Origin of the sequence: Streptomyces milbemycinicus (assembly GCF_002154605.1) — a bacterium.
Taxonomy (GTDB): domain Bacteria; phylum Actinomycetota; class Actinomycetes; order Streptomycetales; family Streptomycetaceae; genus Streptomyces; species Streptomyces milbemycinicus.
Genome location: NZ_MUNE01000886.1, coordinates 1 through 8110 on the forward strand (window position 1 = coordinate 1; position 8110 = coordinate 8110).

Annotated in this window: 7 protein-coding genes; 3 read left to right on the top strand and 4 right to left on the bottom strand. The window is 71.2% G+C overall.

Annotation, left to right across the window (positions count from 1 at the left end):
* The first annotated feature begins 135 nt into the window (after nucleotides 1–135).
* Nucleotides 136–1539, top strand: coding sequence for a Si-specific NAD(P)(+) transhydrogenase (sthA, locus tag CCN51_RS48315; RefSeq protein ID WP_014174254.1), 1404 nt, complete (start codon nucleotides 136–138; stop codon nucleotides 1537–1539).
* Nucleotides 1540–1576: 37 nt separating this feature from the next.
* Nucleotides 1577–1801 carry a DUF2277 domain-containing protein gene (locus tag CCN51_RS48320; RefSeq protein WP_043486260.1) on the top strand — a complete coding sequence of 75 codons (225 nt, stop codon included), beginning with the start codon at nucleotides 1577–1579 and terminating at the stop codon, nucleotides 1799–1801.
* Nucleotides 1802–1882: 81 nt separating this feature from the next.
* On the opposite strand, the gene CCN51_RS48325 is transcribed toward CCN51_RS48320, so the two are convergent.
* On the bottom strand, nucleotides 1883–3790 hold the full coding sequence (locus CCN51_RS48325; RefSeq protein WP_014174252.1) for a glycoside hydrolase family 97 protein: 1908 nt from the start codon (nucleotides 3788–3790) through the stop codon (nucleotides 1883–1885).
* A 287-nt stretch (nucleotides 3791–4077) separates the two neighbouring features.
* On the opposite strand from CCN51_RS48325, the gene CCN51_RS48330 reads away from it, so the two are divergent.
* Entirely contained in the window at nucleotides 4078–5421 is a 1344-nt protein-coding gene (locus CCN51_RS48330) for a Gfo/Idh/MocA family protein (protein ID WP_014174251.1), read from the top strand.
* Between the two features lie 71 nt (nucleotides 5422–5492).
* Here CCN51_RS48330 and CCN51_RS48335 read toward each other — a convergent pair whose 3' ends face one another.
* From CCN51_RS48335 to CCN51_RS48345, 3 genes are all read right to left on the bottom strand, one after another.
* Nucleotides 5493–6674, bottom strand: a complete 1182-nt coding sequence (locus CCN51_RS48335; RefSeq protein ID WP_014174250.1) for a S1 family peptidase — start codon at nucleotides 6672–6674, stop codon at nucleotides 5493–5495.
* A gap of 216 nt (nucleotides 6675–6890) precedes the next feature.
* Entirely contained in the window at nucleotides 6891–7556 is a 666-nt protein-coding gene (locus CCN51_RS48340) for a response regulator (protein ID WP_014174249.1), read from the bottom strand.
* Nucleotides 7553–8110: sensor histidine kinase (locus tag CCN51_RS48345; protein WP_245881836.1), on the bottom strand; the 558-nt coding region annotated here is incomplete at its 5' end. The genes CCN51_RS48340 and CCN51_RS48345, both read right to left, overlap by 4 nt.

Genomic DNA, 8110 nt, shown 5'->3' on the forward strand with positions numbered 1-8110 from the left:
CCCCGAACCGCGCCAGCCCCCCGGCCGCCGCCCCGACCGCCGCGCCTGAGGCCTGCGGGCGGTCGCCTCAAATGGGTCCTGCGGAAAGGGCTTTTGCTCTTCCGGGCGGGTGGCATGGGGTGCCAGACTTCTCGGGTGCCCGACTTTGACATGCTCGTGATCGGATCCGGCCCCGGTGGCCAGAAAGCGGCCATCGCCGCGGCCAAGCTCGGCCGCCGCGTGGCCGTCGTCGACCGCCCGGACATGGTCGGTGGCGTCTCCATACACACCGGGACCGTGCCCTCCAAGACCCTGCGGGAGGCGGTGCTCTACCTCACCGGGCTGACGCAGCGCGATCTGTACGGCCAGAGCTACCGCCTCAAGGACGAGATCACAGTCGCCGATCTGACGGCCCGTACCCAGCATGTGATCAGCCGCGAAGTGGACGTCATCCGCAGCCAGTTGGCCCGCAACCGGGTCGCGATGTTCGCCGGCACCGGACGCTTCGCGGACGACCACACCGTCGCCGTACGCGACGCCGACGGCCATGAACAGCTGCTGACTGCCGGCCATATCGTGATCGCCACGGGCACCCGCCCAGCGCGCCCGGCGTCCGTGGAGTTCGACGAACGGACGATCATGGACTCCGACAGCGTACTGAACATGGAGCGGGTGCCGCGCTCCATGGTCATCGTGGGCGCGGGGGTGATCGGCATCGAATACGCCTCCATGTTCGCCGCCCTGGGCAGCAAGGTCACGGTGGTCGAGCAGCGCGAGGGCATGCTGGACTTCTGCGATGTCGAAGTGGTCGAGGCCCTGAAGTACCGGCTGCGGGACCTGGCCGTCACCTTCCGCTTCGGCGAGACGGTCGCGGCGGTCGAGCGCCATGCCCGCGGCGCCCTGACCGTGCTGGAGAGCGGGAAGAAGATCCCCGCCGACGCGGTGATGTACTCCGCCGGACGCCAGGGGCTGACCGACGACCTCGACCTCGGCAAGGCGGGCCTCACGGCCGACCGGCGGGGCCGGATCACGGTGGACGAGCACTATCGCACGGCCGTGCCGCACATCTACGCGGTCGGCGATGTCATCGGCTTCCCCGCGCTCGCCGCCACTTCGATGGAGCAGGGCCGCAGCGCCGCGTACCACGCCTGCGACGAGCCGGTGAACCCGATCCACGACCTTCAGCCCATCGGCATCTACACCATCCCCGAGATCAGCTTCATCGGCCGCACCGAGGACCAGCTCACCGACGCGTGTGTGCCGTTCGAGGTCGGCGTCTCGCGCTACCGCGAGCTGGCCCGCGGCCAGATCGTCGGCGACTCGCACGGCATGCTGAAGCTGCTGGTGTCCCCGGAGGACCGGCGGCTGCTGGGGGTGCACTGCTTCGGCACCGGCGCCACCGAGCTGATCCACATCGGCCAGGCGGTGATGGGCTGTGGCGGCACCGTCGACTACCTGGTCGACGCGGTGTTCAACTATCCGACCTTCGCCGAGTCGTACAAGGTCGCCGCCCTGGACGCGACGAACAAGATGCGGGAGATCGACCACCTGGGGGACTGAAGCCCCCGTTGTCAGTGCCGGGGCGCACACTGAAGGCATGTGCCGCAGCATCAAGACACTCCGCCCGCCCATGACGCCCGAGCTCCACGACGAGGACATCGAGGCGGCCGCCCTGCAGTACGTCCGCAAGGTGTCCGGGTTCCGCGCGCCCGCCGCCCATAACCTCGAGGTCTTCGACCAGGCCGTCGAGGCGGTGGCCGAGGCCACCCGTAAGCTCCTCGACGGACTCGAGGTGCGCGGAAGCGGCGGTCGCGCGAGCTGAGCCCGGTAAGCCGTGGTGCCCCACCCGCCGCGCCGGATCACATCGGCGCGGCAGGTGGGGTGTGTGGTGCCGGCTCCCGGCTCAGGCCGCCGTCCGGTCGCAGCTGGTGCGGCCGGGGCGCCAGTGGCAGGCGATGGCCGCGAAGCCGCCGTCCGCCACGACGGGTACGGACAGGGTGTCCCCGCCGCGCACCACGCGAGGTTCGCGTACCAGGCCGTCGGGGCCGTCGAGGACCAGATCGACCAGCCAGGTGCCCGACCCCAGCCGCAGTGGCACCTCGGCGGTGTGGGCGGCGCCGGCGAAGGTGCCGCCGATGAACCACCGCCCGCCGCTCGCCCGGGCCAGCACCGCGCTCTCGCCGGGCCGCCCCGCGAGCAGCCGGGTGCGGTCCCAGGCCGCGGGGAGCTGTTCGAGGAAGCCCCGCGCAAGCGGGCGCGCGTCATACGACTCGGGGGTGCCCGCGAGGTTCTGGATGCCCGACTCGTACAGCACGGACAGACCCAACTCGCCTGCGTCCGAGGCCGCGTTCGGGCGCTGTGGGCGGTGGAAGGCGCCCGGGGTGAAGTCCATGGAGCCGATGACATTGCGGGTGAAGGGGAGGGTGGTCAGGTGCTGCGCGGTGTTGACGCGCTTCTCCTCGCCGTTGACCCCTTCCATCGTCATCACATGCGGCCAGGTGCGCTGGATGCCCTTGGGGATCGTCGAGCCATGGAAGTTGACCAGCAGATGGTGGGCGGCGGTGGCCGGGAGGATCTCGTCGTACCAGCGCAGTGTGTCCTGCGACTCGGAGTCCATGAAGTCGATCTTCACCCCCTTCACGCCCCACCTCTCCAGGGTGGGCAGCCACTGCTCGCGCTCCTCGGCCGTGTCCAGATCGCGGTGGTGGATCCAGACCTGTATGCCGACGCCGCGCTCCCGCGCGTAGGTCACGAGCTCCGGGATCCAGCTGTTCGTCTGCCAGTCGGGGTCGGTGACGTCCCACTGGTCCGGGTCGAAGTACCAGCCGGCGTCGACCACGACGTACGGCCAGCCGCGTTGGGCCGCGTAGTCCACGTACCCCTTCTGCATGGACAGACTCTGCCCGGCCGGTTTTCCTCCGGCCAGCCAGGTCCACAGGGCGGGTCCCGGCCGGATCCACGAGGTGTCGGCGACCCGCGAGGCGGGCGCGAGGTCATCGGTGAAGGTGGACTCCGTGACGGTCGCGAGATCGCCGACGACCAGCGCCCGCCACGGTGTGCTCAGCGCGCCGTCGGAGGTGACCCGCTCGTCCCACAGCCCGATGCGATAGGTGGGCAGGCCCGCCTCGTGGATCAGGCGGGCGGCGGAGTAGCGGCCGCTGAGGTCCGATTCGGCGATCAGGGCGTATGTGCCCCGCGTCTCGAACAGCGCCTGTGCCATGTACTCGCCGGTCGGCGCGGTGGCCGCCGGGTACTGGTTGAACAGGTTCTCGTTGTCGCGCCGGTAGGCGCCGAGCCACGCCGTCGCGTCCGTGGGCAGGGTGAAGGCCGAGGTCTCGCCGAGTACGTCCCCGCTGCCCTTCGGCAGGACATAGCGGTAGGCGACACCGTCGTCCGAGACCCGGACCACGAGGTCGAACCGGGCGCCCCCGTCGCCGCGGAAACGGAACCGCGTCTCGGTCATTCGTACGTCGCGGGAGCGTTGTTTGCCGACGGCGGTGCGGTAGCGCTCCGCGACCACACGGCGCTCACGCCCCGACAGCCGCAGGCCCCGCGACAGATCCGCGCCCTCGGTGCGGATGCCGAGGGGCGAGGGTTCGAGTACCGTGCGGCCGCCTCGCGACACCTGGAGGGTCAGCGCGCCCGTGGTCGCGTCGAGTTGTAGTCGGGCCTGCGGGCCGGAGCGCGCCGAGGGGCCGCTCACGGTCCACGTCGAGTCCTGAGCATGTGCGGGTGCCGTGACGAACAGCGTCATCGCGAGCACGGCGCTGAGCAGAAGAGCCAGGGTGGTGCGTCTGACAGATCTCGCCATGATTGCCTCCCGAGGCGGATACGTTACAGAGTCATCCGATAACTGGGGAGGGGTAAGGCGCGATTGAGGCGGGAAGAGGAGCGGTGTGGCATTAAAGATCGGAGGTATGGTCGAGCGTTGGTGTATCACCATGGCGTCGGCGACCGCTCTGCAATCGTTCCCGCACATTTCCACCCGATGGACACGTCGGACGCCCCGTCACTTCGCCTACTGCCATTGACGCGTCTGCAAACGAATGCAACTCTTCCGTGCAGCTTCAATCAGCCCAGCAGCGGGAGAGGAATCGCATGGCCGTCACCACCACAGCCAGGCGCGTCGCCATCGTCGGCACCGGCCACCGAGCACAGACCTTCACCGAAGCATTCTCCCGCCGTCCGCAGCTGCACATCGCCGCTCTGTGCGACCCCAACCCGGTGCGGATCGCCCACCACAACGACCTGCTCGCCGCCGCGGGCCGCCCGGCGGCCACCGCGTACGGGGCGGCGGACTTCGAACGGCTGCTGCGCACCGAGGACATCGACGAGGTGCTGGTCACCACCGTGGACGCGCTCCACGACCACTACATCGTCCCCGCCCTGGAACACGGCGCGCGCGTCGTCACCGAGAAGCCCATGACGGTCGACGCCGAGCGCTGCGCCCGCATCCTGGAAACGGTGCGCCGCACCGGCAACAGCCTCTCCGTGGCCTTCAACTACCGCTTCAACCCCGTCCATGAGCGGGTGCGCCGGCTCCTGGCCGAAGGCGCCATCGGCGATGTGCTGTCCGTGCACTTCGAGTGGCTGCTCGATGTCCGCCACGGCGCCGACTACTTCCGCCGCTGGCACCGCGAGAAGGCCAACAGCGGCGGTCTGATGGTGCACAAGTCCAGCCACCACTTCGACCTCGTCAACTGGTGGCTCGGCGCCCGCCCCGAGCAGGTCTTCGGCTACGGGCGGCTCGCCTTCTACGGCCGGGCGGCGGGGGAGCGCACCGGCTACCGGCGGGACTACGACCGGGCCCATGGGGCGCAGGCCGCGGCCGACGACCCCTTTGCCGTCCACCTGGAGGACAACGAGGCGCTGAACTCCCTGTATCTGCGGGCCGAGGGCGAGGACGGCTATCTGCGTGACCGCAATGTGTTCGGCGACAACATCACCATCGAGGACGACATGGCGCTCCTGGTGCGCTACTCCACCGGCGCCACCATGACGTACCACCTCACCGCCTACTCGCCGTGGGAGGGCTACCGGGTGATGTTCAACGGGACGCGCGGCCGTCTCGAGCTGCAGGTCGAGGAGAGCCTGTGGCAGCCGCCCCGGGCCCGGCTCGCCTCCGCCAAGGGCGCGGTCCACGGCGACACCGCGCTCGCCAACGCGGGCGGCCACCGCATCACCGTCCACCCGCTGTGGGAGCCCCCGCACGAGGTGGCCGTCACCGACTACGACCACGCCGGCCACGGCGGCGGCGACGCGCGCATGCTGGACGCCCTCTACGGGCCCGTCGACCCCGATGCCGCCCCCGACACCGGCGACGCGGCGGGGCTGCGGGCGAACGAGGTCGACGGCGCGCTCGCCCTGGCCGCGGGGCTGGCGGCCAACCAGTCCTTCGCCACCGGACGCCCTGTGGACATCGCGGACGTGGTGCGGGTGTGACCCGGTAGCCGGCAGTGGGAGGCGGGCCGGACAAGGCCCGCCTCCCACGCGTGTCCTCAGGCCGCTCCGGCTCAGGCGGTGTGCAGCCGCAGTCCGTACGTCGACAGGATCTCGTTCACCGGCTGGAACCAGGTCTCCCCGCCGCTGCTGCAGTTGCCCCAGCCGCCGGAGGTCACGCCCTGGGCCTGGTCGCCGCTGATGAACGAACCGCCCGAGTCACCACCCTCGGCGCACACATTGGTCTTGGTCATCTGGTACACCGCGCCCTGGCTGTAGTTCACCGTCTCGTTCTTGGCCAGCACCGTGCCGCAGTGCCAGTGGGTGGTGGAGCCGGAGCGGCAGATCGAGGCGCCGACCGGGGCCTCCGCGGAGCCGCGGACCAGCGCGTCCGGCACCGTGCCCCAGCCGAGCACCACCGGGACGGTCCACCAGCCGCTGCCGACGCTGACCCACGCGTAGTCGTTGCCGGGGAAGGACGAGCCCTGGAAGTTGCCGACGTACGAGCCGTCCCAGCCGTTGACGGAGGCGCCTGCCCCGCTGCAGTGTCCGGCCGTGACGAAGCCGCCCTGTACCGAGAAGCCGATGGAGCAGCGGACGTTGCCGGTGTAGTACGGGTCGCCGCCGACCGTGCCCGCGGCCAGAGTGGACGGCGCCTGCGCGGCGGCCTTCTCGACCGTGACCGGGATCGAGCCCGCCCGCCCGGCCTGGTTCTTCGCCGCGCCGACGAACGCGCGTACGGCGGCGTCGCCCTCGGACCCCCGGCGGACGGAGATCACCACGCTGCCCGCCTTCGGGTCGACGCGCCAGCTGCTCACCCCTGCCGGGGCGGCCTTCTTCCGCGCCTTCGTGTCGAGTCTCGCCTTCACCGCGTCGAGTTCCTTCGCGGTGTGCCGGACGGTCCGGGCGGTGGCGCCGGTCGCCCGCACGGCCTCGGCCTGCTGCCGGCCGGTGACGCCGACGACCAGCTTGCCGGTGTCCGCGTCGAACCAGGAGCCGCCGAACGCCTTGCCCGCGGCGCGCTCGGCCTTCGGCGCCAGCTTCATGGCCGCCGCCTCCTGGCGCAGGCGGGTCTTCGCCTGTCCCTCCGTCAGGCCGAGGTCGCGGCCGAGGGTGCTGACGAGCTTCGCGGAGGGCGCGGACGATTCGGGGCCGGGGGTGGCCGCGGCGGTGGAGAGCGCGGTGCCGGCGCCCGTCAGGGAGCCGAGAACGAGTAGGGCGGACAGGCCGACACGGACGGCGGTCGTGCGTCGCATGGCAGTTCTCCTTCTGTTGCGCTGCGAAACGAGGGCAGAACAGGGGAGACCTGAGAGCGCTCTCATGGCCGATCGCGGAGGAGCCTAGAGCCCGCCAGCTTGATATGTCCATACCAATGGAAGTGATGGGTGTGGCGCGAAGGAACCTCTAGGGATTCCCTCAGACGCCGTACGGTCCGCCCGCGCCCGGTGTGCCGGCGCCGGTGCGCCCGCGGTTCAGCGGCCACCGGGGACGACGAGGCCGGACTCGTAGGCCAGGATGACGGCCTGGGTGCGGTTCTGGGCGCCCAGTTTGGTCAGCAGATTGCTCACATGGGTCTTGACGGTCTCCAGACTGACCGTCAGACGGCCCGCGATGTCCGGATTGGACAGACCGGTCGCCATGAGCCTCAGGATCTCGGTCTCACGGGCGGTCAGCGGCGCGTGGCCGGCGGCCGGGCCGACCGGGGGCAGCGGGCGGGCCGCCACCAGCCTGCGCACGGCGTCGGGGAAGAGCACCGAATCGCCCGTGGCCACCAGCCGTATGGCGTGTGCGATCGCCTGCGACGGCGTCCGCTTGAGGATGAAGCCGTCGGCGCCCGCCCGCAGCGCGTCATAGACGTGTTCATCGCTCTCGAAGGTCGTGATCACCACGACTTTGGGCGGGTCCTCCAGGGTCGACCGCAGCTGCCGGGTGGCCTCGATGCCGTCCATCCCGGGCATCCGCACATCCATCAGCACCACGTCCGGGCGGGTGGTCCGGACCAGCGGCAGCACCTCGGCGCCGTCCGCCGCCTCGCCCACCACCTCCAGGTCCGGTTTGGCCGACAGCAGGGCCCGCAGTCCGGTGCGGGTCAGCTCCTCGTCGTCGGCGATGAGCACGGTCAGCGGCGCGGTGTTCATGGCGCCGACCGTAGCGGTATCCGCGCCACCAGCCGCCACCGGCCGCCCGCCACCCGACCGGCGCTGACCTCGCCGCGCAGCAGCCGTACGCGCTCGGCGATCCCGGTCAGGCCCTGCCCCCGCCGCCCGGGGCGGGTGAGGCCGAGCGCGTGGCCGCCCATCGGGTTGCCGATCTCCGCCTCCAGCCAGTCGCCCGTCACCGCCACGCGCAGCGTCACCGGCGCCCGGTGGGCATGGCGCAGAGCGTTGGTCAGCCCCTCCTGGACGATGCGGTAGGCCTCCCGTGACACGGCCGCCGGCACCCGCGCCCAGTCGTCGTCGAGGTCGGCGTGCACCTCGGTGCCGGTCAGCCGCACCCGCTCCAGCAGGGCGCGCAGATCGCCGAGCGTGTGCTGCGGGGCCGTCGGGGCCTTGCCCTCCCGCAGTACGCCGAGCACATGGTCCAGGTCGTCCATCGCGCTGCGAGAGGACTCCTCGATGCTGCTGAGCGCGCGCCGGGCCGCCTCCGGCTCCCGGTCCATCAACTCCGCGGCCACGGCCGCCTGGATGGTGGC

What these genes read in the sequence shown, in the direction of transcription:
- CCN51_RS48320 (WP_043486260.1), top strand. Translation starts at nt 1,577, where the DNA reads ATGTGCCGCAGCATCAAGACACTCCGCCCGCCCATGACGCCCGAGCTC.
- CCN51_RS48325 (WP_014174252.1), bottom strand. Translation starts at nt 3,790, where the DNA reads ATGGCGAGATCTGTCAGACGCACCACCCTGGCTCTTCTGCTCAGCGCC.
- CCN51_RS48330 (WP_014174251.1), top strand. Translation starts at nt 4,078, where the DNA reads ATGGCCGTCACCACCACAGCCAGGCGCGTCGCCATCGTCGGCACCGGC.
- CCN51_RS48335 (WP_014174250.1), bottom strand. Translation starts at nt 6,674, where the DNA reads ATGCGACGCACGACCGCCGTCCGTGTCGGCCTGTCCGCCCTACTCGTT.
- CCN51_RS48340 (WP_014174249.1), bottom strand. Translation starts at nt 7,556, where the DNA reads ATGAACACCGCGCCGCTGACCGTGCTCATCGCCGACGACGAGGAGCTG.